This window comes from Ihuprevotella massiliensis, from assembly GCA_900095835.1.
Taxonomy (GTDB): Bacteria; Bacteroidota; Bacteroidia; order Bacteroidales; family Bacteroidaceae; genus Alloprevotella; species Alloprevotella massiliensis.
Map to the genome: position 1 here is coordinate 2,542,882 of LT608321.1, position 26,883 is coordinate 2,569,764.

The following is a 26,883-nucleotide window of genomic DNA, read 5'->3' on the forward strand; positions in this document are numbered from 1 at the left end:
ACTTTCTAACGTCTAATGTCTAACCTCTAACGTCTAATTCCTAATTCTGTTCCACGAAGAATTTTTGGAAGCGTTGATGCGTCCGAGGAGATCGACCAAGAAGTCCTTCTCCTTTTGGGTAGATTTCCCTTGATAGATATTGACAATCTCGTCCGCCTTAAACTCCGTAAAGAGCTGAGGCAGGAGACTCATCGCCTTGTTCTCGCGTGCTTTTGCCAGATGTTCAAAAGAAGCGGTGATGGCAGCGCGCCCGCGTTCTGCATTTTCCGCCATTTGGTCGAGTCCTTTGCGATAATATTCATATTGCATCAAGCGAAAAGGCTCCATCGCTCCGTCCAGATAATCGTTGATAACGGCATAGCGATTCTTGCCATCGTCAAAAGCTTTCCAACCTTTGGCAGAGAGTTGGAGCGACTGCGCATTGTTGCAGATGGATTGTGCCATTTGCAGTTGCTCCGTTCCCCCTTTCGGCGACATCGTGTCGAGATCCCAACCGATGATGAGGTAGGCATAGTATGCCATAATCGCCGTGAGGTCGTTGTCTAGCGTCTCAGGACGAAATTCCAGTTTGTCAAATTCTTGAAAACGGAAGTTGACACTCCCATCGCGTGTGGAGAAAGTCGTCGTGGTGTATGTCGCATTGTAGATGGGGCGCGTAGCGGTGACGGTGAGCACGCAGTTGAGGCGGTGGTCACTCTCATCATATTGCTGCACGGTGAAGTTGAAGGTGCAGCGGATGCGCTCAGCGCGGCGAAACTGTAGGTTCGTCCACTGTCGTTCGTTGAGGAAGTCGGTGAGTGCGCGCTGCAGATTGTCAAATACAGCCGTGTTCGTCCCTTCGATTTGTCGGGTGTTGAAAGTGACAGTGGCATCAAGTTCTTGCGCCCACACCGATGAGGGCATGAGCGCAGTGCAGAGGACGAAAAGGATTAGCAGAATTTTTCGCATAGTTCTTGTACAATGGCTTGTGCCACTGCTGTTTTAGGCAGAAGAGGAAGGGATTTTTCTGCACCATCAAGGCTGAAAATCGTCACCTTGTTGGTGTCGTATCCAAAACCTGCTCCTTCATCGCGGAGAGAATTGAGCACGATGGCATCCAGTCCCTTGCGCGCCATCTTGTCGAGCGCGTGTGTGGTCTCATCGTGGGTCTCGAGCGCAAAGCCCACAAGCCAGCGATTTTCTTTGATTTGTCCTAAGTTTCGGGCAATGTCCTGCGTGGGTTGGAGCGGAATGTTCCATTCTCCCGTTGTTTCGCGCTTGATTTTCTCCGTAACCACCACTTTGGGGGTGAAATCTGCCACGGCAGCGCAGAGGATACCGCCCACGCACGAAGGAAATTCGCGCATGGCAGCTTCGTACATCTCGGCTGCGCTCTCCACGTCAATACGGTGAATGCGAGGATGTTGGGTGGTGAGTGCCACGGGTCCAGCCACAAGTGCCACTTCAAAGCCAGCTTCTGCCAAAGATTCTGCGAGTGCAAAACCCATCTTGCCGGTGGAGTAATTGCCTATGAAGCGCACTGGGTCAATCTTCTCGTAGGTGGGACCAGCGGTCACCAGCACACGTCCGCGTGAGGGAACATCGTTGGAGGCTGGAGCATCCGCATGGTCGGTTGTCGCTCCCTCTTTTTGCGCAAAAAAGGCTTCCAGCACTTCGACTATGCGCTCAGGTTCTTCCATACGTCCCTTTCCCACGAGAGCCGACGCCAATTCGCCATCCTGCGGTTCGATGATGTGGTGTCCAAACTCGTGAAGTCGCTCGAGATTGTCGTGCGTGGTGCGATGCGCAAACATATCCAAATCCATGGCAGGTGCCACAAACACCGGTGCTTTCATGGAGAGGTAGGTGGTGATGAGCAAGTTGTCTGCTATGCCGTGTGCCATCTTGCCAATCGTAGCCGCAGAAGCAGGGGCAATGATCATAGCATCTGCCCAAAGCCCCATGTCTACATGGCTGTGCCACGAACCATCTCTGCGATCAAAGAACTCGCTCGCTACCGCTTTTCGGCTGAGGGTGGCGAGGGTGAGGGGAGTGATGAACTCTTTGGCAGCAGGAGTCATCACCACTTGCACCTCTGCACCCGCTTTGATGAGCAGACGCACCAGCGTGCAAGCCTTGTAGGCAGCGATGCTCCCGGTGATGCCGAGGACGATGTGCTTGTTGTGAAGAGAAGAGAGCATAAAGACGAAGAGTCAAAATGGGAGGTGTATGGGAATATCCCACACAGCACCTGCGTCTGCGTCATCGTTCTCCCTCACGAAGAGGCAGCGCGTAGTCCCTCTCTAGGAGCGACACATGAACACAAACGGAGGTGCTGCGGAGATTAAGAGCGAGTGTGCGTCTTAATCGTTGAGCATCATGGGCATGAGGAGGGTGAGCACATCCTCATTTTCGGGTTGTTCGGCAGGAACAATCACTCCAGCGCGAGAAGGATCGGCAAGTTGGAACACGATTTCTTCGCTTTCGAGATTGTTGAGTAGTTCCATCAAGAGCGTACCCTTGAAACCGATGTTCATGGGGTTGCCCGTATATTCGCAGAGCAAGGACTCTTCACCCGAACGACCATAGTCGCTGTCGCGAGTAGAAAGGATCATGCGACTGGGCTCAACGTGCACTTTGATGAGGGGACTGCCAGCGTTGGAGAAAATGAGCAGACGACGGAGTGCAGACACCAAAGCCGCGCGGTTCACCGTCACGAGATTGGGATTTTCTCTAGGAATCACGCTGTTGTAGTTGGGGAAGTTACCCTCGATGAGGCGCGAAGAGAGTTCGTAGTTCTCCGTGCTGAAGGTCGCATTGCGCTTGGTAAACTGGATGGTCAAGTCGCCATCTTCCTTTTGCAGGATGCCTTTCAAGATGTTGGCAGGCTTTTTGTGGAGGATGAACGAGGTGGGCGCGTCGCTGGTAAGGTCAAGCAAGCGGCTGCAAGCCAATTTTCTGCCATCGGAAGCCACCACTGCCAAACCATTGCTCTGATAATCGAAGAAGACACCGTTCATCACGGGGCGCAAAGGGTCGTCGGCAGCGGCAAAGAGCGCGCGGCTCACGCTGCTATACAAGCGCTGAGCATCCACCACCAAGGTAGACACTTCGCCTTCCAAACCTTTGGTCACAGGATATTCGTCGGCATTTTGTCCCACGAGGGTGTAGTGACCATTTTGGAAGTCTACTCTGATTTCAAGGCCATCAGGGTTAACCGTAAATTCGAGCGGTTGTTCGGGGATTTCCTTCATGGCATCTTGCAGCGTCTTTGCGTTGACCGCAAAACTCAAGTTACCATCGCTTTCCACCAATTCGAGGGTGGTGCGGAGGGTAATCTCATTGTCCGAAGCCGTAAGCGTGAGTTTGCCATCGACCACTTGGAAGAGGAAATTGTCCAAAATGGGCATGCTATTCTTAGAAGGAATCACGCGTCCTAAGGTCTGTAATCGTTGTGATAGGAGGCTGCTGGAAATAACGAACTTCATAAGGGCTTATTCTTTGGGTTATGATGCTTTGTTGAATCTAGTGCTTGCCCGCAACGTTGGAAAAACTCAAGAAACTGCTTGAAAATCTCAATAAACCGTTGGTTGGGTCGTGGCAGTATTCATTGGGCGTACGCACTTTTACTAATAGGCAAATTTACGCTTTTCTTTCGATTCTACCGCATCTTCTCTTGTTTTTTTTGCACTGCCCTCAATTTTCTCCTTTCCCTCCACAAAATTGCGCCGGCTAGTATGCCTTTTCCAAAAGAAATCGTTACCTTTGCACACCAAACAATAATACTCTCTACATGGAAATTACTGGTAAAATCATTGTGGCACTCGAACCACGTTCTGGCGTTTCTAATAACACGGGTAATCCCTGGAAAATGCAGTCTTTCGTGCTCGAAACCACCACTGAGCAATATCCTCGCCGCTGCGTATTTGATGTCTTTGGCGAAGATCGTCTCAACCAATTCAATATACAAGTAGGTCAAGAATACACCGTGAGCTTTGACATCGATGCACGCGAATACCAAGGTCGTTGGTTCAACTCCATTCGCGCTTGGCGTGTGGCTGCACCTCAAGCCATGGGCGCTCCTGCTTATGGAGCACCTGCTCCAGGTTATGGTGCACCTGCTCCTGCTCCCCAAGGTGGTTTCACTCAGCCTGCTGCTGGAACTGGTAACTTTGGTCAGGCTCCTACGGCTCCCGCAGCACCTTCTGCTCCCGCCGCTCCTACAGCGCCTGAAGTACAATCCAATCCCGGTGACGACCTTCCCTTCTAAGGCTATCTCATTTGAAAGACGAATACATCCATCTTTAGCTCCAACATTTTCTATGTTGGGGCTAAATTGCTTGAAAGGTAGTCTTATTTTTGTTTTGTCTATCCTCTTATGCCGCTTATGACTGTCAATCCTGTCAAATTGTTTTGGCGCATTGTGCGCTGGGCTGTTCTTCTTTTCTTTGCGTCCACAGTCTTGGTCACCCTCATCTATCGTTGGGTGCCTGTGCCGCTCACCCCTCTCATGGTGATTCGCTGTGTGCAGCAAGTGGGACGTGGAGAAACACCGCGTCTCAAACACGATTGGGTGCCCCTCTCTGAAATCTCCCCCGCTTTGCCTCGCGCCGTCATCAGCAGTGAAGACCAGCGTTTTATGCAGCATAATGGATTTGACGCTCAAGCCATCGGCTATGCTGTGCGTCAACGTCTTAATGGGGGCAAAAGCGGTGGAGGAAGCACCATCTCGCAACAGACGGCAAAGAATGTCTTCTTGTGGCCCACTTCGTCGTGGGTGCGCAAAGGATTTGAAGTTTATTTCACCGTTCTCATCGAACTCCTGTGGTCTAAGGAGCGCATTATGGAGGTGTATCTCAATAGCATCGAGATGGGCGATGGCATCTATGGTGCCGAAGCTGTGGCACAAGAGAATTTTCATTGCTCTGCAAGTGAACTCTCGCGTAAAAATTGCGCCATGATAGCCGCATCTCTGCCAGCTCCTCTGCGTTTCAACAGTGCGGAACCCACGCCTTACATGCGTAGTCGCCAGCGTTGGATTTTGCGACAGATGAAGCACATCAAACCTTGGGAAAACACTACAAAGGACTGATTTCTAGAGCTTGTCCTTTTTCTCATTCCTATTTTTATGGAGCAAAATATTGCGGGCTGACTTCCACTTGTGAAGTCAGCCCGCTTCGATAGTTTTTAAGGAGGAATATCACTCATTCCTCCCCTCTCATCTCTTTTTCGAAAGGAAAAAATATACTTTGTCGGGTTGCCTTGTTGTTCTATTTCGGCTTTCTAATTCCTCGGTTGTGGTGAAAGAACCAAGGGATGGCATAGTCATAATCATGTTCTATCTCAGGATAAAAGACAGGGATGCCTCCGCCAAAAGGAAGGAGCCAGATTTTATAATTGTGCCATCTTCCCGTTCAATATACACCTTAGCACCGATGCACTTCCCCTTGTCTTTGCGTGGTGTGTCTGCTTTGCGCGGAATGTCGATGAAGAAGTCTGCATTGAGCCATCGAAAATCTTCGGCAGTCATGCTGGTGAGTTTGCGTCGTACCACCTTGAGGTTGCGTCCATTTTCTCCGATTCCTCCGCGTGCTATGGCCACCCGAGGGTCAAAGCTCACAATGTATGCTTCGGCTGTTACATCCTTTTCTCTACTTTTGAGATCTTCATCATTAGCCGTATAACGATAATATAAGGCTACGCGAATCGCCACAGGAGGGTTGATCAGTTGTACAGAGCGAAAACCTTCCGTTGCCGCATAGTGCACTGGGAGGTCTGCCCCCAATTCTTTCATACGTTGTTGAGCATATATAGGAGAGGGAAATGCCTTTTCCCCTGTCAGTCTTACTACTGCCGTGAGCGAGTCATCGAAAACCCCAAAAGCACATTGCTCTTTTGCGGAAGACAATCTCCCATCTGCTTGCCAGTTTTTGATGAATCCGTCTATAAGGGCTTTGTGCTCCACGGTAGGGACAACTTGATGTTTCTTTTCGTATGGTAGTGTACCATCCCCCACGATGCGACATTGTATGGTGTCGGGATGCACAAAGGGAGCTTCACAGAAGTTGTAGATGTCGAATACATCATTGTAGTAGCTCATGACCAGTCTAGGATCCTTGTATTGCGCTTTCTTCTGTGGAGACGGTTGCTCCGTCCCCTCATCTGTCTGACAAGAGAAAAGAAAACATCCAATAAACAGAAGTCCCAGCACGAGCAACGTGTGGTGAATCTTTCGGGAAAATGGAGAGAATGCCATCTTCATAGTTGATTTTATGGGGTGGCTTTGTTTTGTTTTTGTGTGCAATTTAGTGATTTGTAGTCATAATACCAAGTCTTTTGTTAGATAATTGTAGAAAAAAGTGTGATGTTCGTGTTTTTGTATCTTAAATCTGCTATTTTGCACAATTCTTCATGGTAGCTGTGCCACAAGAAGAGCCAAATAGGATTCAGTTTCGTTGTACGGTCTACCGCATGGACCATAAGATGACAAAAAGGGACTGAATTGCAGCGTAAAACGTCGGACTTTTCTCAAAAAATGTCGGAGATTTTTGGAAAAACGTGGGAGTTTTTTGGAAAACTCTCGGAGATTTTTTTTAGAACGTGGGAGATTTTTTCGCACAAGTGGGAAAGCCCCAAAAATAGACCGCAAAGAAATGGTTTTGCAAAGCCCCTCGCGCGCGTAACGCGCGCACGCATTACAGGGATTTTTATCTTTTCACTTTCACAACCTTCACACGAACGATGATTTTTGCCGAGAAATCGCCTGAAAATGTTCCCCAAAAGGAAACGTCTCCATAAGAAAACTCACCCCCTATTTTGCAGGGAGATGGTGAAGGTTGTGAAAGCAAAAAAACAAAAATCCTAGGGAAGGCGCGCGTAACGCGCGCACGCGAGAAACTGGTGCTCATTTTTTCATCTGATGACCAAGAAAAGAAGGAAAGGTCAAAAAAAGTCTTTTTAGAAAACTCCTACCATCACGCTGCGCGCAGTTGTGAGATGTGGAAAGTAGTGGCTCATCCTTGGCGCAATGAGTGGATGTTTCGAGTTGAAGTATGGCAACAAGCTAATCCTAAAGGAGGGGAAGAGGAGGGGGAATGACGTTGGATAAGGCTAAATCACTGCGATTTTTGAAATGTGAAAGGTTTAATGGTCTTTTTTTTGTTTGAAAACCTCTGTTTTTCACTTGAGTTAATACAGACCTAGTGAAGCGTCGCTCCCCACTTTCCTAAAACCTCCCAATGAGAAGCGGAAAGGTTAGTTGAGCGCTATGTGTTTCACTGCGAGTCGAATGGAAAGGAGGGCGCATTAAGGCGCTTTGTGCGCTATGAGGAAAGTCAGCAGGGGGAACACACTGCAAATTCTTGCAAAGCAAGGACTATTCTTCTCGTGCACGCGCCATTTTATTCGTATCTTTGCAGACAAATAGAAAGAACTCCAATGATTTATCCCAATAACTTCGAACATAAAATCGGTTTTTCCGAGGTGCGCACCCTGCTCAAAGGGCGATGCATGTCGACCTTAGGCACGGAGTGGGTGGACAATCAAGTGAAGTTTTCCAACAAATTCGAGCTGGTGAAAGAATCGCTCGAACAAGCCCGCGAATTTGCCCTCTTCCGCATGACCGAAGAGGAAGTGTATGAGGAAAACTTCTATGATGTGCGACAACCCTTGTTGCGCATTCGTCCCGAACGTACGTATCTCGAAGAACTCGACCTTTTTGATCTCAAACGCTCGCTGCAAACCGTGGTGAGCCTTGTGCAGTTTTTCAGACCTCGTGGAGAAGGGACGGATGCAGTGTCCGAAAATGGAGCGAGCCAGACGGAGGATGCTGAGGTGTCGTCCGAAGTGGTCTATCCTGCTTTAGCACGCATGACGGAAGGCGTGAGCGCATTTCCACAAATCATCAAGCGCATTGACCTTGTGCTCAACAAATATGGCAAGGTCAAGGACACTGCCACCCCCGAATTGCTCAACATTCGTCACAGCATCGAGGTGACTTCGCGCAACATCAGCCACAGTCTGCGCTCCATCATCAACGAGGCGCAAGCCGAAGGATACATCGATCGTGATGTCTCGCCCACGCTTCGCGATGGCCGTTTGGTCATCCCCGTGGCTCCTGCGCTGAAACGTAAAATCAAAGGTATCATTCACGATGAGAGTGCGAGCGGAAAGACCGTCTTCATCGAACCTGCTGCGGTGGTGGATGCCAACAACCGCATCCGCGAACTCAAGGCTGCGGAGAAGCGTGAGGTGATTCGCATTTTGCAAATCCTTTCTTCCGAGATTCGTCCGCATATCAGCGACATTCTCCACTCGATGCAGTTTTTGGCACACATCGACTATCTTCGTGCTTTGGCGATCTTCACCGAACAGTTTGAGTCGGTGGTGCCTCGTTTGCAGAAAGCTCCTTGCATCGAATGGGTGCAAGCGCGTCACCCCCTCTTGCAACAGAGTCTGGAACGTCACGGCAAAAAGATGATTCCGCTGGATGTGACGCTGCGCCATCGTGCCAAACTCTTGCTCATCTCTGGTCCTAATGCCGGTGGTAAGTCGGTTTGCTTGAAAACGGTGGGATTGTTGCAGTATATGCTCCAGTGCGGCATGCCTGTGCCTGTGCGTGAGAACTCGGTGTGTGGCATTTTCGACGATATTTTTATCGACATCGGTGACGAGCAGAGCATCGAAAATGACCTTTCCACCTATTCTTCGCACTTGCTCAACATGAAGTCGATGATGAAGCATTGCACCAGCAAGAGTTTGCTCCTCATCGACGAGTTTGGAAGTGGCACAGAACCGCAAATCGGTGGGGCACTGGCAGAAGCGATTCTCAAAAAGTTTGTGGAACGTGAGGCTTGTGGCATCATCACCACGCACTATCAAAACTTGAAACACTTTGCCGAGCAGTCGGAACATGTGATCAACGGTGCGATGCTCTACGATCGTGCCAAGATGCAACCTCTCTTCATGCTGCAAATTGGCAATCCGGGTAGTTCGTTTGCGGTGGAAATCGCGCGCAAGATTGGGCTTCCCGAAGATGTCATCCGCTATGCCGCAGATTTGGTGGGCAAGGACTATGTGATGAGCGACAAGTATCTGCAAGACATTGTGCGCGACAAGATGTATTGGGAAAACAAGCGCAAGAACATCCACGACCGCGAGAAGAAGCTCGAGCAGACCATAGCCCACTACGAAGAGGAACTCACCACGCTCTCTCAGCAGAAGAAGGAGGTACTCTCCGATGCGCGTCAAGAGGCTGAGCGTATGTTGCAGGCTTCGAATGCCGCGATTGAAAATACCATTCGCACCATTCGTGAAAGTCAGGCAGAGAAGGAGCGCACCAAAGAAGCGCGCCAGGAACTGGAGGCATTCCGTGAGGAGGTAAAGTCCATCGAGAAGCAACAGAAAGACGATGCCATCGCGCGCAAGATGGATCAGATACGCCGCCGACAAGAGCGCAAAAAAGACAATAAGAAGGCGCAAGGTGCCTTAGGTTCGCTGCTCGGTGCTATCGCGCAGAAGAATGATCCCCAACCTGCTGTCGTGCCGAAAGCTAAGGTGGAAGTGGGCTCCTATGTGCGCATCAAGGGGCAACACAGTGTGGGCCGTGTGCAAACCATCAATGGCAAGACCGTGCGCGTGCTGTTTGGCGTGATGACCACGACAGTGCCGCTGAACCGTTTGGAGGTGACGACGCGACCTGTGGAGAAGCCTTCGGTGTCGCAGGTGTCTACCTTCGTGAGCAAGGAAACGCGCGATGCGATGTACGAGAAGAAGCTCCATTTCCGTCCTGAACTGGATGTGCGTGGCATGCGTGGCGAAGAAGCGCTCACGGCTGTGAACTACTTCATCGACGATGCTTTGCTCCTCGAACAAAAGCGGGTGCGCATCCTCCATGGCACAGGCACGGGAGCACTCCGCACGATGATTCGTCAATATCTCGACACCGTGGCTGGTGTGCGCGACTATCGCGATGAACACATCCAATTTGGCGGTGCTGGCATCACCGTTGTAGAGTTGGGATAGTTTTCTTTCTTCCAAAAACGAGCATCACCGCTCATCAACTTTCGGGTTGGTGAGCGGTGATGCTTTTGCGTTGAATTTATGTTGAGGAATCGTTCTTAGGACTGCGCCAACATGGCTTCGATGTCTTTGGCTATCTTGCTGGGTTTGGTGATGGGCGCGTAGCGGCGAATCACGGTGCCATCGCGAGAGATGAGGAATTTGGTGAAATTCCATTTGATGGCGTTGGTGAGGAATCCGCCTGCTTGCGATTTGAGATATTGGAATATGGGATCCGCCTCGCTTCCGTTCACCTTGATCTTGTGCATGATGGGGAAGGTGACGCCATAGTTGAGTTGGCAAGCGGCTTCTGCATCGCTGCCAGAGCCTGGTTCTTGACCCGCAAACTGGTTGCAGGGGAAGCCAAGTATCATCAAGCCTTGGTCTTTGTATTGCTGATAGAGTTGTTCGAGTTCGGCAAACTGGGGGGTGAATCCGCATTTGCTAGCCGTGTTGACGATGAGGAGCACTTGCCCTTTGTGTTGGGAGAGAGGGTAGGGCGCACCTTTGCTGGTGACGGTGGAGAAATCGTATATCATGATTGTATGTTTGAGAATACCTTGTTGGGTTGAATTAGCTTTGTTGTGAGTGCAAAGGTAGGAAAAAGTATTTATATAGTAAGCGATATATTTAAGACTTAACCTTGCTTCAGATTGTGGAGTGTGGGAAAGTCGAAAGCCAACACACGCGTGTGTGCTGAGTTGAAAACAAAAGACCGACCACTCGGTGAAGAGGGTCGGTCTTAATGAGAAGAGAGAGAAAGATTATCGAATGATCATCTTTTGTCCTTGTGAAATTACGACGCCAGTTGCTGAGGAAGCATTGACGCGTTGTCCGGCAAGGTTGAAGAACTTTTGAGAAGCACTGTTCTTGGTGGCTGTTGCTTTCACCTTGGTCACCACAGGAGGTAGGACGAAGGAGAGTGTAGAAGCCGCTGGAGTGCCAAGAGGTAGGGTGAAGTAGGCGCGGTTGCCAGGGATTTCGACATCATTTTCAACGAGGCGGAAGAGCAACTCTTGGGTGTCGTCGTCGATGGTGAGCGCGTAGTACTTCATTCCAGAACTTTTCTCAGAAGCCTTGAGCGGAAGATTCGTTCCTTGGAGCTTGGTTTCGAGAGGAGCAGCCCATGTGGTGGGGTGCAACTCGAAGCTACCTGCGGTTTCGCTGGAGAGAATCACAGGAGTGTTAGCAGGAAGCACGTTGCCTTCAAAGAGCTCAAGTTCGAGATTCTTTTCGGCAGCCACTTGTTTCACACGATAGACGATGAGTCCTTCGGGAATTTTGGCTGCGAAAGGCAATTGCGTAGTGGCGTAGTTACCATTGCTACCGGCGTAAGTGGTGACGGTGAAGGTGGCATCTGCTACGGTGTCGAAGTAGAAGCTCGTGCCGGCTATACCATGTTCTTGGTGCCATACGGGGTTAGCGTCTGTTCCTATATGACCACCAATGGCATCGTCATTTTTCCAACCAACGAGAGACATACCTGCATTGCGGATGTAGAGTGTACCAACTTTTTGTTGATGCATCCCTTTATCTTGGATTAATCTGGCTGTGCCGAAGGAAATTTCTGCAGGTTCGTTGCTGAGGCTTCCGTGATTTTTGTTTGCCATTCGAGAGAGATAGCCTTTTCCACTTGCAGCTGCTAGGTATTGTTTTCCTGCTTGGTCTTGTTGAAGAATCCAAAGGGTTGAATTATTTACCTGCTTAGATAGGCTAAGAGGGGTCATAATTCCATCGTTAGATGAATTTGCAGGTTCGCTAGTGATATATCTATCATCGTAGTAGCTGCGGAGACGATAAATCTTACCATCTTCGGGCATGAAGTAGGCCTCTTTATCGCTCTTTATTTGTGGACGATTTGCAGGGCCTGCCCACATATCTGGAATGGTTTCAAGATACATTTCCCAGCCAAAGTCGGGTTTGGGCTCTGCCGCTGCGTCTTGTAAAGGCCAGGCTTCAACTCCTGACATCTCTTTAAACTTCGCCAAAGGATAACCAGGGTTGGTTTGACTCAACAAGCTGTCTGCAGTGACGAGCAGACGGAAATAGCGGCTGAAGTCTTTGAGCTCCTGCACTTGTGCGACTTCCGTGTAGTCCTTTTCTACCAACACGGTGAAGGGGGCGCGGAACTTCGTGTTGAGAGGATTGCCATAAGGTGGGATTTGCACCAAACTGTCGGCATCGCGCCACACGGGCCATGCGGTCATTTGCTCAGATAGTTTTTGGAGGGCTGGTTCAGTGGCAGCAGTGCTGGCAGCAGCGTTGGTCACATTGGTCTTGAAAGAGTTGTAGAAAGTGAGGCTGTGCTTCGCTTTATTTGCATCTTTCTGCAAGAGTTCGTCTGCCTTCAACCATTGTTTCCAAGCTGGGAGTTGCTTTTTAACCTTGTTGAGATCTGCCTCAGAGGTGGAAGCAACCAAAGAAACATCTGCGAGCTGTGTCTTCAACTCACCGAGGAGTTTTTGGGTGTTCACAGAGCGGCTTGCATCAGCAGCAAGTGTGCTGTCAGCAGTGAGCCAAGTCTTCCAAGCAGTTGTTTGAGCTTTGAGTGTAGTGAGGGCTGTAGCATCGGTCGATGTTGCAAGGGTGGTCGCAGCAAGCTTCGCCTTAAACTCGTTGAGAAGTTTTTGCGTATTTACCACACGACTAGCATCTGCGGTGAGTGTGCTGTCAGCTGTGCGCCAGGTTTCCCAAGCTGCTAGCTTTGACTTGAGTGCGGTGATGTCGTCTTCTGTGGCGGTGAGGCGCTCGAGTTCTTTTGCCAAGTGGTTGCGGAACTCTTGGTGATAAGGCGCTGTGTTTACCGCCTTGGCTGCATCGCGCACCATGATGCTATCTGCGTGCTTCACGAGAGCGAGATATTTCGTGGTGAAGTCAGCAGGAACGAACACCCAACGTGAACCAGCGTCGGTTTGAGAGTTGTAGAAACCTACGCTATTCTTGGAATTAATCCCTCCATGCCAGTTCCACAATACTCTGCTGTCTTTTTGCAGCGCAATTTTGTAGTAATTGTTCTCGCGAGTGATTTTCCACGTTTGGGACTGTGTCATCTCATCCTTCCAACGGAAGAGATTGGGTTCTCCATGATAACCGAGCTCTCCCCAATAGTTTTTATTGGGTTCATAGGAAATCCATTGCTGCTTACCAAGTGAATAGAGGTAGTATTCACCAGAGAATCTGCTTGCCATAACGAGGAATTGACCTGCGTTGTCAAGCTGATCTGTGGGGTGTCCGTCAGGGGTCAAATAGTATAGCTTTCCATTATTTGACTCGTGTTTGCGAATATAATATTTACCCAGAGGAGAGTCTTTACCTTCTGACAAGGTGAGGTTGGCAGGATTGTCAAAAGTGAATCGCTTCTTGTATTGTTCCACTACTTGACCATTCTCGATGATCTTCACTTCATTACCATTACCTCCAACTACGTTTACAGTCAACTTAGCGAGTGTCAGGTTATTGGGAATAAGGAAGTCATTGGTGTTTGCCACCATGACGAGGTTTCCTGTTTCATCATATACCTTGTAGCCCACAGCTCCAGTGCCTTGAATGCGCACGGTGCGACCATCGATCAGTACTGCTTGGGGCGCTGCGGAAGTACCAGGTTGTCCGGGCTTGCCGAAGTCTTCGTAGTGACCCACATCACCAAACACGCGATTGTCACCTGGATCCATACCACCAATTGTGCCCCAGCGCATTTCACCTGGTTTGGCACCTTCGTAGGTGGCAGGAGTTTTGCGGATGCGCTCGTCGATGAAGATAAGATTGTTGTTTTTCTTTGTGTACTTCTTCATCGCCGCCTTGCAAGCGTCGATGTCTGCTTGGTCTATAGTGATGGTGGCAGCACCATAAGACTTATCATAGAAATCGTCGTTATACTTGTAAGGGATGTTTTTGCCGACTTTGTTGAAGAAACCATAGAAAGTGAAGAATTCCGTGAGGTCTTCTTGTGCAATTTCGCTACAGAATTGAGCAAATCGCAAGAAGTCGGTTTTAGCGTTGGAGAAGTCGATAGGATTCTCGCGGAACTTGTCGAACAATTCGTTGAAGAAGGTGGGTTTGTGTCCCAATTCTACGTAGTACAACCACAACTGCCAGTACATGCGTGTGCGGTCGTTCAAGTCCATGTCGAGCCACGACTTTTTATTGTTGAAGCGGTCGAAAAGTTTCTGAGAATTTTGCAAACGGCTCACGCTCGCACCGCGTTTCCAGACTGCGATGTTAGACCAGAGGTTGTTGGAGCTCTCTAGGCAGCGCGCAAGGTTGAAGAGACGTTGGTAGTGGTGACCAGTCTCGTGGACAACCGCCCAGAGGTTACCAGCATTGTCGTATTGACTACCCTTTGCCCATTCGTGATAACTGAAAGTGGAGCTAACGGTTCCGATGAATGTGCCATAAGGGAAGGCATAAAGTCCGCTTGCGTCAGTGCTGAACATCAAGCAGTTGAAACGATCCTCGTAGCGTTTGGGGGTGAAGAATTCTTGTTCGAGAGTGTGCACCCAGTCCCATTTGCCGAGTACGCCAACGATACCTTTGTCTTCTCCGTTGTAAATCCAGTTCTTCTTGTCTTGTTGTTCCTCTACACCGCTCAAACTAACGCTGTGAATGGTGTGTTTGGACTTAAGACGAATCACGTCGTCGGTGAAGAAATCATATTGTTTGAGCTTGCGGAGCTTATCCCAGTCTGCATTCTTCATCGTGTTGATGTCGAAGAAGCCATTGGCTTTACCACCTTCCACGTGAATGCGAATCTTGGGTTGGTCTGTATGCTTCAATTCTACGTTGTTGATGACGTAGTTGATGTAGAGGTGTGCAGTTTGGTCGGAATAAATGACATTGACACCTTTATGCAATTTGGTGAGACTACCCGTAGTGCTCTTGCCTTGCACGAGTTCTGCATTGAGTTCGCACTCGTTGGGAGTGTCTTTGTCCACGAAGAGCAACACAAATTCCTTTTCAGGGATGGTGATACCCGTAGGATTGGTGAGCTGTGAATACTGATTGAACGTAATGGGCATTAGCTTGTTTTCTCTTGCCCATTTCTGTGGATGGCTATAAGACTGATAGTCTTGGATGCGGAAGAACTTTTCGTAGTGGTTGGCTTCGGTGTTCTGGCTGTTCCAAGTATTGGTCTTCACACGAAGTGCCATGTCGATGAGCAACTGAGGAAGATTTTCAGCTTTCAATGCAGCCTTAAATTGCTCATCAGTCATCGCCTTATAGTTGTCTTGCAACTCGGAACAAGCGTAGTCCTTGAAGAATTTATTCAACTTTTCAGAATAGCTCTGGCTGTTGTTTTTTAGCTCATTCTGAGTGTTGATTTTATCATTATACGCTTGGAGTGCTTTTTCGTCAAGTTTGATTTCTTCGAGCTGCCACTTTGAGGCTGTGGCAGAAGCGTCCCAGTTGACCACTTTGAAGTCTGCAGAACTAGCGCAGTGGAGGCTTCCACCATTGGGACCCACAAAGGCCAAGTAGGGGAACCATTTGTCTTGTTGTTGGATGGTGAAGGGAGCTTGGCTCTCCGTCATCTGATAGTTTGCTGAGCGACCTGCGGAGTTACCCACAAAGTGTTGGTTCACAACACTGCGAATCGCCCATTTTCCATCCACCTTCACGAAGGTCCAAATTTGTCCCATCTCGCGTTCGTTGCGCACATCGCCCATCACATTAGTAGAGGTGCTACGAACGGTGAGCACGCGATTGGGATAAGCTACGTTGCGTATCAGATAGTGTTTGTTTTCAACGGGTACGAAGGCTGCATTCGTCTTTTTGCGAATTTCAGCCTTGATATCATCTTCTGATACGTCGGTAGGCTTTTCTAATTGCCAGTCGGCAGCGGTGTTGGGAGAGAATACGGTGACATCCTCTTTTTTCTCATTCTTTTGAGTGGTCTTGACGCGAGCGTTGCCACCCTTAAGGATGTTGTTGGCAAAGACGAAGCAGCTACCATCAGCGAAGGTGTTATTACCACTGATGTTATAGTAATTTTCTGAGCTGTGTTTGAAGTCCAACCACAACTTTCGGTTGTCCAAAGATGTGGTGAGCGGTTTGTCACCATCTACTGGTGCTGCATAGCGGCTTGTAGCGGCATTGCGGAAAGCAAAACCGTCGCCATTGGCCTCTACAATCCAAAGCGTGCTGAAATCAGTGCTGCTGGTGGTAGTTGTGGTCTTGAGCTGATTGTTTTGGGTGTTTTCTTGCCAATACTGACCTTGAGCGTTTTTGATACGATACAATCCACCTTCGCGGAGCTGTGCTAAATGGAGAAAACCTGCTTCGAGTTTGGGCCATTGCTGTTCGAAACTCTCTACTTGCTTTCGCTCTTCAGTGTTCAGGGCTTCAAACTTCCAGTGGTTGTTGGTGCCGTCGGGGTTTTCCCAGTTCTGTACAAGACCACTACCACCATTGTGCCAAAGCGTTTTGTCTTTGAATTCAGGGTTGGTAGAAATCACCCAATAGCCGTTGCTACCAGTGCCAGTGGCTGCTTTGATGTAGTAGTCGGCAGGGCTGTACCCCACGGAGAAAGTGACATTGGTCAGACCATGCTGTTGAACGGGGAGTCCTTCGCTCACATTGATGATCCAATACTTGCCATTGACGAGTTTCACCTTCCATACACGAGTGAGGTCAATGTTGTTGGGGTTTTCAGCACCTGCTTGTTCTGAAACGTAGCCCAACTGACGATTGTGCACATGGACAGGTAAATTCGTTTTCCGACTCATGATGCGGTAGTAACCTTCGGCAAGTGCTGTGCCTTCTGCCAGGGCAGAGGAACAGAAACCTACCACCAGCATAAGCATCATGATGGTTCGTTGTAGAAATCTGTGCATAATGTAGAATTAAATTATTGCTTTGATGTTTTATTTCGTAAGAATAAGCTATTGTCAGCGTTGTTTCATGAAGGTCTGTGTAGTTTCATGATGGTTGCGTTGCTCCATGGATGTCTGTGTGGTTAGATGGAGAAGCATAAGAGGGTCTGTGCCAAGTTCTGTGCCAAGCTCTGTGGGAGATTACAAGAAGGCAATTTGGCATTCTCTAAGATCAACTAAATAGCTATTAAAAAAAAGACCCAAGCAACGCTTGGGTCTTTTCGAGTAGCGAGGCCGGGGATTGAACCCGGGACCTCAGGATTATGAATCCTGCGCTCTAACCAGCTGAGCTACCTCGCCGTTATTGCTGGTTTGCGAGTGCAAAAATACGATATTTTCTCTATATCACCAAATAATTTGGTGGAAAAATGCAATCAATAGTTGAATTTCTAGTATTCGCACAGCTTTGGTGGGCTTTTTTCCTTGTATGGCTCTACTTTTGCATCGGATGATTTGCCTAAAATGGGCGGAGGACAAGGATCGTGGGCTTTGAAAAACCTCAAAGATTCTTCAAAGTTTGCTCGATGATGGCTAGTTTATCGTCCGTGGGCAACAAGGCATCAATCCAGTGGATGGGGCAGCCACGACGTTCCATGCCGCGAAACCACGTCATTTGTCGCTTGGCAAACTGGTGGATGGCTGTTTCGAGTTGCTGCACCATTTCGTCGTAGGTTAGTTGACCAGTGCAATGGAGGGTGAGGAACTTATATTCCAAACCATAATAGATGAGGTCTTCGGCTGGAATGCCTTCGTCGAGGAGGCTTTGCACTTCTGCCACCATGCCATTTTCGAGACGCTGGTGCAGACGCTCGGTGATGCGTTGGCGACGCACTTCACGATCGAGGGACAGACCAAAGGTGATGTTGCGAAGGGTGGGGCAGTTGCGCTCACTGGCTCCGTGTTCGAGATTGTAGGTCTCGATTTCGATGGCTCGAATGGCACGTTTGGCAGTGTCCACGTCTGTGGTGTTGTGCATGGCTTGTCCCGAACGAGCTTTCAGTTCGGTGAGAAGAGCGGTGAGCGCTTCGAGCGACTCTCCTTCCAGCTCTGCACGCAATGCAGGATTCTGCGGCACATGGCTGATGTTGTAAGCGCGAATCACGCTTTCTAAATACAGTCCCGTGCCACCACACACGACAGGGCGAAGACCGCGTGCGCGCATGTCGCCCAAGGTCTCAAAAAAGTCGTGCTGATAGCGATAAAGATTGTATTTGGTGCCAGGTTCTTCGATGTCAATCAGATGATAGGGCACAGCGTGACCATCGATGAGATAGTCTTCAAGGTCTTTGCCTGTGCCGAGGTCCATGCGTCGATAGACTTGACGAGAGTCGGCACTGATGATTTCAGTGCCCAACTGATACGCCAGTGCCACCGCCAAGGACGTTTTGCCCGAGGCGGTGGGACCGAGGATAGAGATGATGTCTAGTTGTGGAGGATATTCCATAGAATCAGTGAGCGGTTAGACGAGCGCTGGATGGAAGCCTTAGAATTGTTGGAGGGCTTGCTCCAAATCGGCTACGAGGTCGTCGGCATTTTCAATACCAATACTCAAACGAATGAGGTCGACGGGGATGCCAGCGGCTTCTAATTGTTCGTCAGAGAGTTGGCGGTGTGTGTGGCTAGCAGGGTGGAGCACGCAACTCTTAGCGTCTGCCACGTGGGTGGCAATGTTGATGAGGCGAAGGGCGTCGAGAAAACGAACAGCGGCTTCTCTCGACTTATCCTTCAGACCGAAGCAGAGCACACCGCAGCTGCCATTGGGAAGATATTTTTGTGCCAATGTATAATCCTGACTGTCCTTGTCGCCAGCATAGTTCACCCAAGCCACTTGAGGATTGTTTTTGAGGAAATCTACGACACGACGCGCGTTTTCTACATGACGCTCTATGCGCAAATGCAGTGTTTCAATGCCGTTGTTCAGGAGATAAGCATTTTGGGGGCTTTGGCAGCAACCGAGGTCGCGTTGCAGTTGAGCGACGATTTTAACCAGATACGCCACTTCGCCAAAGGTTTCTGTGTAAGTCAGTCCGTGATAACTCTCGTCAGGCTGTGTCAAACCTGGGAATTTGTCGGCATGAGCAGACCAGTCAAACTTACCGCTGTCGATGACGCAACCTCCTACGCAACGTCCCTGACCATCAAGGTATTTTGTTGTTGAGTGCGTCACGATGTCGGCTCCCCATTCGATGGGGCGACAATTTACTGGGGTGGGGAAGGTGTTGTCCACCACGAGAGGCACTCCGTTGGCATGTGCAAAGCCTGCCCAACGCTCAATGTCGCACACACGGCAACCAGGGTTAGTGACGGTTTCGCTAAACACCAACTTCGTGTTGGGGCGGAAAGCAGCTTGGATCTCCTCGTCAGTGGCATCGAGACTGACAAAGGTACAGTCGATGCCCATTTTCTTGAGCGTTACGGCAAAGAGGTTGAAAGTGCCGCCATAGATGCCGTTGGTGGCGATGAAGTGGTCGCCAGCATTGCAGATGTTGAACACCGCGAAGAAGTTGGCAGCTTGTCCACTCGAAGTGAGCAAACCTGCTGCACCACCTTCTAATTTTGTGATTTTGGCAGCCACAGCATCGCACGTGGGATTGGCTAAGCGAGAGTAGAAATAACCAGACTCCGCCAAATCAAATAGGCGCGCCATTTGTTCCGTTGACTCATATTTGAAAGTGGTGCTTTGCACAATGGGCAACTGACGTGCCTCGCCGTTTTTAGGATTCCAACCTGCAGTGAGACAAAGGGTGTCGATGTGTGGATGTTGTTCTGCCATAATAGGATACTGTGAAGTTTGGTGATTTAATCGTCAGCAACTGCCTAATAACAATCTAACTTTGAGGAAGTGCAGTATGTGATGTGACGCTGATTTTTCTGCAAAGATAGCGTGTCGTTTTTAGTTCTACCGAATTTTGTTTGAAAATCTCCTCTTTTTTCGAAGAAAATGGCGCACTTCAGAAGAATATTCTGCTGAGGCGCGCCAAACTTATTCTTTAGCCGAATGATATTCTAGTGCTTTTTTGTGCTTGAGCAGATGCCCCGAGATCACAATGTGCTATTTTTTGACTTGATTGGGTGTCTTTTCCTCCTGGAAGAGGAAGAAGAAGGCAATACCTACGGCAAGAGCATAACCAGCGAAGGTATACCATACGCTAGCCCAGTCACCAATCTGCGCACCATTCACGTTTTGGGTGTGTTGGTTGACCACCCATTGTGCGCCCACCATGCCGACAGAGGCACCAATGCCATTGGTCATGAGCATGAACAGACCTTGTGCGCTGGAACGAATGGAAGAGTCGCATTCCTTGTCCACGAAGAGCGAACCAGAGACATTGAAAAAGTCGAACGCTACACCATAGACGATCATGGAGAGTATGAGGAAGATGACTTGGGGGAAGGCGGGAGTGCCAATGGCAAATAGTCCAAAACGTAGCACCCAAGCCATCATGGCAATGAGCATCACGGTCTTGATGCCATAGCGTTTCAGGAAGAAAGGTATCAACAGGATGCAGAATGTTTCTGAAATCTGTGAAAGTGAAATCAATAAATTAGCATGATCCACAAAGAACACTCCCTCGAATGCCTTTTGGGCGCTGAAGCTACTGATGAAGGTGTTGGCAAATCCATTGGTGATTTGCAAACTTACCCCGAGCAGCATAGAGAAGATGAAGAAAAATGCCATGCGACGGTGCTTGAATAGGGCAAAGGCGCGCAATCCCATGGCTTCGACCAAACCTTTATGCTTCCTTGATTCGCGTTTGGCAGTGGGGCACTCCGGAAGAGTGAGTGCATAGAGGGCTAGAACAAGTCCCCAACCTGCAGAAACATAAAACTGCTGAGGACCGTGCTGCCAACCCAAGAAATCGACTGCCAACATAGAGATGATAAAACCGATGGTGCCGAATATACGGATGGGGGGGAAGGCTTTCACCGTGTCGAGATTATATTTTTCGAGGGCATTATAAGATACGGAGTTGGACAAGGCGAGAGTGGGCATATATGCTGCCACACTGAGGGTGTAGATGGGGAAGATTTCCCAAAAACTAAACTCCGCTTGGCTGCCGATGATGCCCACACCAATCATGCAGATTGCAGCGATGAAGTGGCAAATAGCGAGCATGCGCTGGGCTTGGATGAAACGGTCTGCCAAGATGCCCACAATCGCTGGCATAAAGATGGACACGACACCTTGGATGGAGTAGAACCAGCCGATGTTGGCTCCCATGCCTTTGCTGGCTAAAAAGCCGCCCATGGAGATGAGATAAGCTCCCCACACAGCAAACTCTAGGAAGTTCATGCCAATGAGGCGAGATTTGATAGAGGTATTATTCATTGTTGCAGATGATTGGTAGATAGAATGCGAATGATTTAGCTAGAAATTGTCATGCAAAGATAACAGAAAATGAGATATTGACAAAGAGTGCCAACGGCTTTTCTCTATCGTCTTATTAAAGTTGTTTCGTATCACGTTCTGTTTCTCCATTATTTTGCGTATCTTTGTTTCATCGTAAGCTACTGCCACTGACCTCATACGAATGGTATTGATCATAAAATGCGGTTCTCTTTTGTTTAATCCTAATTCACGATAGATATGTTAGGCGCAATTATTGGTGATATTGTTGGAAGCATTTATGAGTTCGATAATATCCGCACTAAAGACTTTCCTTTTTTTCAAACCCGAATGGAGTGTACCGATGATAGTATTCTCACTTTTGCCACCGCAGAATGGATCTTGCGTGGAGGAGATGCTGCAGAATTCTATTGTGCATACGCCATGAACTATCCATGCCCGATGGGGAGTTATGGAGGGATGTTCCAACAATGGGTCATTGAGAAAGCTAGAGGTGGAGCAGCGTTGCCCTATAATAGTTGTGGCAATGGTAGTGCCATGCGCGTTGCGCCTGTAGGTTGGGCTTTTGATTCGGAAGAAGAAGTGATGATATGGGCTAAGAAATCTGCCGATTGCACCCACAACCATCCTGAAGGTGTGAAAGGAGCACAAGCAACCGCGATGGCGATTTTGTGGGCGCGACAAGGAACTTCGGCATCGGACATCGAAAAACGCATCACACAACAATTTGGTTATGACTTGACGATGGAGGTTGAGGAACTGCAGCAGCGTTATTCTTGGCGTGGCATCGATGGACAAGGCAATGGCGGAATTTGCCAAGACAGTGTGCCGCAAGCCATCATTTGCGCGCTCAAAGCAGATAACTTTGAAGATGCCGTCCGCAATGCGGTGAGCATTGGCGGGGATAGCGACACGATTGGTTGCATCACTGGGGGAATTGCCGAAGCGCTCTACGGTATTCCAGAGGATATGCGCCAAAAAGCGATGAACTATATTCCTCAAGAATTTCAGAAGCTGCTCAGTGAGTTTGAAGATAAATATGGAGCAAAATGAAAGATGCTATTTATTTCTTGAAAACGAGTAGAAACTTAGTGGTGAAGTGCAAAGCGCGCTTCGCCACTTTTGTTGTTTTTGAGTACGCATATCTACCTTCGCCGCTGTTGCATGAATTTCCTTCGCGCGCGCGTTATATTATAGTTGTGTGTTTATGCTTGAAAGTTGTCTATTCTAGCAATTAAAGGTTGAACTTCTATGCTTGCTGCTCTTCCATTTCCTGCTTTTTTTGTGTTTCTATTTGCTGTGAGAAATCTTCTCTCGGAGGGGACTGAAAAAAACTCCGACGTTTTTTGGAAAAAGTCCAACGAAATTTGGAAAATCTCCCACGTTTTTGGAGAAACGTCCGAGATTTTTCGAGAAATGTTCAACGTTTTTTGAGGAAGTGCCGATCATTCACTGACAATCTCCGAGAAATGCTCGAGAAATGATGCCGGTTAAGGAAGTATTTAAGGGACATAAAGCCCGTTTTTACGATGAGATGGAGCAAAACACGGCAAAAGGGGACAAAAAGCCTCAAATCTCGTTCTGGGGAATTTGGGCGAAAAATGGGCTTTGTAGTATAATCCTGCGTAGTCTAGATTGCAAAATATCACTATCTGAAATTTTTCTGCGATTTTTTTTGTAGGAAGTCTTGGTAGTTTGCGAATCTTGCCGTACTTTTGCATCGCAATCGGGACGCAAGGGTCACTTGCTAAGATACAACGTGCTTAGTTAGATGAGACTTGACAACCTGAACGCCTGACAGCAGCAAACGAGCTGCGAAGTCATTGAAACGATTACATAACAGATTGTAGAGAAGTACAAGGAACAATCAACAATGAAGCAGAAGTGCTTCGGGTAAAATGAATTGTACCGTCAATTTCTACTCCAAATCCAAAGTAACAAGACAGGAAGCTGAGCAATTTATACAGAATCAAAACAAATTATTATATTACAATGAAGAGTTTGATCCTGGCTCAGGATGAACGCTAGCTACAGGCTTAACACATGCAAGTCGAGGGGCAGCATGGAAGAAGCTTGCTTCTTCTGATGGCGACCGGCGCACGGGTGCGTAACGCGTATCAAACCTGCCTCATACTCGGGGATAGCCTTGCGAAAGTAAGATTAATACCCGATGTTGTTATGTTGCCGCATGGTGATATAACCAAAGATTTATCGGTATGAGATGGTGATGCGTCCGATTAGGTAGTAGGCGGGGTAACGGCCCACCTAGCCTTCGATCGGTAGGGGTTCTGAGAGGAAGGTCCCCCACACTGGAACTGAGACACGGTCCAGACTCCTACGGGAGGCAGCAGTGAGGAATATTGGTCAATGGACGCAAGTCTGAACCAGCCAAGTAGCGTGCAGGATGACGGCCCTCCGGGTTGTAAACTGCTTTTAGTTGGGAATAAAAAAGAGGACGTGTCCTCTATTGTATGTACCTTCAGAAAAAGGACCGGCTAATTCCGTGCCAGCAGCCGCGGTAATACGGAAGGTCCAGGCGTTATCCGGATTTATTGGGTTTAAAGGGAGCGTAGGCGGATTATTAAGTCAGTGGTGAAAGACGGTGGCTCAACCATCGTTAGCCATTGAAACTGGTAGTCTTGAGTGCAGACAGGGATGCTGGAACTCGTGGTGTAGCGGTGAAATGCTTAGATATCACGATGAACTCCGATCGCGAAGGCAGGTGTCCGGGCTGCAACTGACGCTGAGGCTCGAAAGTGTGGGTATCAAACAGGATTAGATACCCTGGTAGTCCACACAGTAAACGATGTATACTCGCGGTTTGCGATATAATGTAAGCCGCCAAGCGAAAGCATTAAGTATACCACCTGGGGAGTACGCCGGCAACGGTGAAACTCAAAGGAATTGACGGGGGCCCGCACAAGCGGAGGAACATGTGGTTTAATTCGATGATACGCGAGGAACCTTACCCGGGCTTGAACTAAGAGTGACGAATCTAGAGATAGATTTTTCTTCGGACACTCTTGGAGGTGCTGCATGGTTGTCGTCAGCTCGTGCCGTGAGGTGTCGGCTTAAGTGCCATAACGAGCGCAACCCTTTTCCTTGGTTGCCATCAGGTAATGCTGGGCACTCCAGGGATACTGCCATCGTAAGATGTGAGGAAGGTGGGGATGACGTCAAATCAGCACGGCCCTTACGTCCGGGGCTACACACGTGTTACAATGGGGGGTACAGAAGGTCGCTACCTGGTGACAGGATGCTAATCTTAAAAACCTCTCTCAGTTCGGATTGGAGTCTGCAACCCGACTCCATGAAGCTGGATTCGCTAGTAATCGCGCATCAGCCATGGCGCGGTGAATACGTTCCCGGGCCTTGTACACACCGCCCGTCAAGCCATGAAAGCCGGGGGTGCCTGAAAGCCGTGACCGCAAGGGTCGGCCTAGGGTAAAACTGGTGATTGGGGCTAAGTCGTAACAAGGTAGCCGTACCGGAAGGTGCGGCTGGAACACCTCCTTTCTGGAAGTTCAGTTACCTGGTTACTTGAATGGAAATAAAAGAAAATGGTACAATTTAGAAGATTGTCACCTATACTTCTCGCAATAGGTTATGCTAAGCATAAGAGAAAGATGAAGCCGAGCAGCTCTGAAGTAGTTTGACTTGCGTGGATTTTTTCTGCCAGTCCTATAGCTCAGTTGGTTAGAGCGCCACACTGATAATGTGGAGGTCGGCAGTTCAAATCTGCCTGGGACTACTTGCAAACGGAGCACCGCGCTCCGAAGATTTGGGGGATTAGCTCAGCTGGCTAGAGCACCTGCCTTGCACGCAGGGGGTCAACGGTTCGAATCCGTTATTCTCCACTCATTCTACTGCTCAGTCGCAATGATGATAAGACATCAAAGCATAATGACAGAGCAAGAGATCTTTGACATATTGAACACGCAACAAGTTGATTCTTGTTTCCATCCATCGCAAGGTGAGATGCGAAAACAGAGAATCATCCAAGTAACGAAACAAAGGTAAACGAAAGTACAGCTTTAAGTATATTCCCACCTTCTAGTTACGAAAGGATTAGCAAAGACTAAGGTCTAACGTCTAATTCCTAACGTCTAGAATAAGGAAAAGGAAGTAATTAAGGGCGTACGGTGGATGCCTAGGCTCTTACAGGCGATGAAGGACGTGATAAGCTGCGATAAGCTGTGGGTAGGTGCAAATAACCATTGATCCGCAGATTTCCGAATGGGACAACCCAGCAGGTTGAAGACCTGTTATCCCGCAAATGCGGGAGGCTAACGGGGGGAACTGAAACATCTTAGTACCCCTAGGAAAAGAAAATAATAATGATTCCCCTAGTAGTGGCGAGCGAACGGGGAAGAGCCCAAACCATATAGATTTCGGTCTATATGGGGTTGTAGGACCACGACGTTGCAAGAATTACAGTTAGAGGAACGCTTTGGAAAGAGCGACCATAGAGAGTGACAGTCTCGTACTCGACAATCGTATGAAGCATAGTGGTATCCTGAGTAGGGCGGGACACGTGAAATCCTGTCTGAATCCGGCGGGCCCATCCGCCAAGGCTAAATACTCGTAAGAGACCGATAGCGAACCAGTACCGTGAGGGAAAGGTGAAAAGCACCTCTTTTAGAGGAGTGAAAAAGTTCCTGAAACCGTACGCCTACAAGCGGTCGGAGCACCTTATGGTGTGACGGCGTGCCTTTTGCATAATGAACCTACGAGTTACCGTCGTCGGCAAGGTTAAGTGCTATGAAGCACGTAAGCCGAAGCGAAAGCGAGTCTGAATAGGGCGCATAGTCGGCGGTGGTAGACGCGAAACCAAGTGATCTACCCTTGTCCAGGTTGAAGTCCCGGTAACACGGGATGGAGGACCGAACCAATAAGCGTTGAAAAGCTTCTGGATGAGGTGAGGGTAGGAGTGAAAGGCCAATCAAACTTGGAGATAGCTCGTACTCCCCGAAATGCATTTAGGTGCAGCCTCGGGCGTTCCCTGTGTGAGGTAGAGCGACTGATTGGATGCGAGGGCTTCACCGCCTATCAAGTCCAGACAAACTCCGAATGCACACAGGCTAAGCCCGGGAGTGAGGGCGTGGGTGCTAAGGTCCACGCCCGAGAGGAGAAGAATCCTGACCACCGGCTAAGGCCCCGAAATATAGGCTAAGTTAAACTAACGAAGTGTGGTCCCCGTGACAGCTAGGATGTTGGCTTGGAAGCAGCCATTCATTCAAAGAGTGCGTAACAGCTCACTAGTCGAGGGACTGTGCATGGATAATAATCGGGTATAAAGTCTATTGCCGAAGCCGTGGGATATCAAATGATATCGGTAGGGGAGCATTCATGCGGCCTTGAAGATAGAGGATAACCTCTGTTGGAGCTTCATGAAAAGCAAATGTAGGTATAAGTAACGATAAAGAGTGTGAGATGCACTCTCGCCGAAAGACTAAGGTTTCCAGGGCAACGTTAATCGTCCCTGGGTCAGTCGGGACCTAAGGTTCAACCTAATGGTGATGCCGATGGCAGAAACGGTTAATATTCCGTTACTATCTTTGTTGGCGATGTGGAGACGGAGGAGTGACACTTCCGCGAGCTGACGGAATAGCTCGTTAAAGATTGTAG

The 26,883-nt window shown here is 48.9% G+C and carries 14 protein-coding genes, 3 tRNA genes and 2 rRNA genes (1 of these 19 only partly in view); 9 read left to right on the plus strand and 10 right to left on the minus strand.

Annotated features, from left to right (window positions below; genetic code table 11):
* Positions 1-33: 33 nt before the first annotated feature.
* The 3 genes from porD to dnaN form a co-directional block, all read right to left on the minus strand.
* Positions 34-948 carry a type IX secretion system protein PorD gene (gene porD, locus BQ2633_RS10260; protein WP_075566908.1) on the minus strand — a complete coding sequence of 305 codons (915 nt, stop codon included), beginning with the start codon at positions 946-948 and terminating at the stop codon, positions 34-36.
* The gene (gene coaBC, locus BQ2633_RS10265; protein ID WP_075566909.1) at positions 930-2,180 is read right to left on the minus strand and encodes a bifunctional phosphopantothenoylcysteine decarboxylase/phosphopantothenate--cysteine ligase CoaBC; all 1,251 of its coding nucleotides are present in this window, start codon (positions 2,178-2,180) and stop codon (positions 930-932) included. Before coaBC ends, porD begins: the two co-directional genes overlap by 19 nt.
* Positions 2,181-2,342: 162 nt before the next feature.
* Positions 2,343-3,467 carry a DNA polymerase III subunit beta gene (gene dnaN, locus BQ2633_RS10270; protein WP_075566910.1) on the minus strand — a complete coding sequence of 375 codons (1,125 nt, stop codon included), beginning with the start codon at positions 3,465-3,467 and terminating at the stop codon, positions 2,343-2,345.
* 305 nt (positions 3,468-3,772) lie between these two features.
* Here dnaN and BQ2633_RS10275 point away from each other — a divergent pair, with 305 nt between their 5' ends.
* Positions 3,773-4,249: a DUF3127 domain-containing protein gene (locus BQ2633_RS10275; RefSeq protein WP_075566911.1), complete on the plus strand. Its 477-nt coding sequence runs from the start codon at positions 3,773-3,775 to the stop codon at positions 4,247-4,249.
* Positions 4,250-4,366: 117 nt separating this feature from the next.
* On the plus strand, positions 4,367-5,071 hold the full coding sequence (gene mtgA / locus BQ2633_RS10280; protein WP_075566912.1) for a monofunctional biosynthetic peptidoglycan transglycosylase: 705 nt from the start codon (positions 4,367-4,369) through the stop codon (positions 5,069-5,071).
* Positions 5,072-5,317: 246 nt separating this feature from the next.
* On the opposite strand, the gene BQ2633_RS10285 is transcribed toward mtgA, so the two are convergent.
* Positions 5,318-6,241 carry a hypothetical protein gene (locus tag BQ2633_RS10285; protein ID WP_346048608.1) on the minus strand — a complete coding sequence of 308 codons (924 nt, stop codon included), beginning with the start codon at positions 6,239-6,241 and terminating at the stop codon, positions 5,318-5,320.
* 554 nt (positions 6,242-6,795) lie between these two features.
* Here BQ2633_RS10285 and BQ2633_RS10295 point away from each other — a divergent pair.
* Positions 6,796-7,077: a hypothetical protein gene (locus tag BQ2633_RS10295; RefSeq protein WP_075566915.1), complete on the plus strand. Its 282-nt coding sequence runs from the start codon at positions 6,796-6,798 to the stop codon at positions 7,075-7,077.
* A 339-nt stretch (positions 7,078-7,416) separates the two neighbouring features.
* On the plus strand, positions 7,417-10,002 hold the full coding sequence (locus BQ2633_RS10300; protein ID WP_075566916.1) for an endonuclease MutS2: 2,586 nt from the start codon (positions 7,417-7,419) through the stop codon (positions 10,000-10,002).
* A 95-nt stretch (positions 10,003-10,097) separates the two neighbouring features.
* On the opposite strand, the gene BQ2633_RS10305 is transcribed toward BQ2633_RS10300, so the two are convergent.
* The 6 genes from BQ2633_RS10305 to BQ2633_RS10330 form a co-directional block, all read right to left on the minus strand.
* The gene (locus BQ2633_RS10305) at positions 10,098-10,580 is read right to left on the minus strand and encodes a glutathione peroxidase (protein WP_428829846.1); all 483 of its coding nucleotides are present in this window, start codon (positions 10,578-10,580) and stop codon (positions 10,098-10,100) included.
* Positions 10,581-10,802: 222 nt separating this feature from the next.
* Complete coding sequence (locus tag BQ2633_RS10310; RefSeq protein ID WP_141700203.1) at positions 10,803-16,868, minus strand: hypothetical protein; 6,066 nt, start codon at positions 16,866-16,868, stop codon at positions 10,803-10,805.
* Between the two features lie 265 nt (positions 16,869-17,133).
* A tRNA-Met gene (locus BQ2633_RS10315) sits at positions 17,134-17,207 on the minus strand.
* A 199-nt stretch (positions 17,208-17,406) separates the two neighbouring features.
* Positions 17,407-18,351, minus strand: a complete 945-nt coding sequence (miaA, locus tag BQ2633_RS10320) for a tRNA (adenosine(37)-N6)-dimethylallyltransferase MiaA (RefSeq protein WP_075566921.1) — start codon at positions 18,349-18,351, stop codon at positions 17,407-17,409.
* A gap of 39 nt (positions 18,352-18,390) precedes the next feature.
* Positions 18,391-19,680, minus strand: a complete 1,290-nt coding sequence (locus tag BQ2633_RS10325) for an O-acetylhomoserine aminocarboxypropyltransferase/cysteine synthase family protein (protein WP_075566923.1) — start codon at positions 19,678-19,680, stop codon at positions 18,391-18,393.
* 279 nt (positions 19,681-19,959) lie between these two features.
* Complete coding sequence (locus tag BQ2633_RS10330; RefSeq protein ID WP_075566925.1) at positions 19,960-21,237, minus strand: MFS transporter; 1,278 nt, start codon at positions 21,235-21,237, stop codon at positions 19,960-19,962.
* Between the two features lie 258 nt (positions 21,238-21,495).
* Here BQ2633_RS10330 and BQ2633_RS10335 point away from each other — a divergent pair, with 258 nt between their 5' ends.
* From BQ2633_RS10335 to BQ2633_RS10365, 5 genes are all read left to right on the plus strand, one after another.
* Positions 21,496-22,308: an ADP-ribosylglycohydrolase family protein gene (locus BQ2633_RS10335; RefSeq protein WP_075566926.1), complete on the plus strand. Its 813-nt coding sequence runs from the start codon at positions 21,496-21,498 to the stop codon at positions 22,306-22,308.
* A gap of 936 nt (positions 22,309-23,244) precedes the next feature.
* Positions 23,245-24,771 (plus strand): 16S ribosomal RNA (locus BQ2633_RS10350).
* Between the two features lie 161 nt (positions 24,772-24,932).
* Positions 24,933-25,006, plus strand: a tRNA-Ile gene (locus BQ2633_RS10355).
* Positions 25,007-25,038: 32 nt separating this feature from the next.
* Positions 25,039-25,112, plus strand: a tRNA-Ala gene (locus tag BQ2633_RS10360).
* Between the two features lie 262 nt (positions 25,113-25,374).
* Positions 25,375-26,883, plus strand: a 23S ribosomal RNA gene (locus BQ2633_RS10365); it runs 1,380 nt beyond the window's last position.
* Together the 16S and 23S rRNA genes with 2 tRNA genes alongside form the textbook arrangement of a ribosomal RNA operon.